A 664-nucleotide genomic window follows, 5' to 3' on the forward strand; every position below is an offset into this window, starting at 1 on the left:
CTAGAAGGCCACTGAAGATCTTGTGTTCTGGCCTCGTTCTTTCTGTGCTGAGGCCACAGTGGTTGATGTGCAGGGTGAGTGGGCTGGGGAGCTGGTCGGGCCGGATGTGTGGCAGACCTGCCGAGAGCTGATCCCGGCAGGCAGCGTGTTCGCGTTCTTGGCCGAGCATCGCCAGTCGCTGTTTCCCGCAGGGATGTTCTCGGACATGTATCCCTCACGCAACGGGCGCCCGAGCATGCCGCCGCAGGTCCTGGCGGCTGCGGTGGTGCTGCAGACGCTGCACGGGCTGTCGGACGCCGACACCGTGCAGGCGTTGCGGTGTGACCTGCGCTGGAAGGCGGCCTGCGGACTGGGACTGTATGACACCGCCTTCGATCCGTCGCTGCTGACCTACTTCCGTCGGCGGCTGGCCCGCTCCCGCAGGCCGAACCGGATCTTTGCGGCCGTTGGTGAGGTGGTCGCGGCGACTGGAGTGCTCAAGGGCAGGCAGCGGCGGGCGCTGGACTCGGCGGTGCTGGACGACGCGGTGGCGACCCAGGACACCGTCACCCAGTTGATCGCCGCGATCCGCCGCACGATCCGTCACGTGCCCGGCGCCGCGCAGGTCGCCGCCGACTGTTGCACCGCTCATGACTACGCCGATCCGGGCAAGCCGCGCATCGCC

General features: G+C 68.1%; 1 protein-coding gene. It reads left to right on the forward strand.

The features are described 5' to 3' along the window. Positions 1-91: 91 nt before the first annotated feature. Positions 92-664 (forward strand): transposase (locus tag HHX30_RS40345; RefSeq protein ID WP_169989217.1); only part of this gene is annotated, 573 nt, incomplete at its 3' end.

It is taken from the genome of Microbispora sp. H10836 (assembly GCF_012999525.1).
Taxonomy (GTDB): domain Bacteria; phylum Actinomycetota; class Actinomycetes; order Streptosporangiales; family Streptosporangiaceae; genus Microbispora.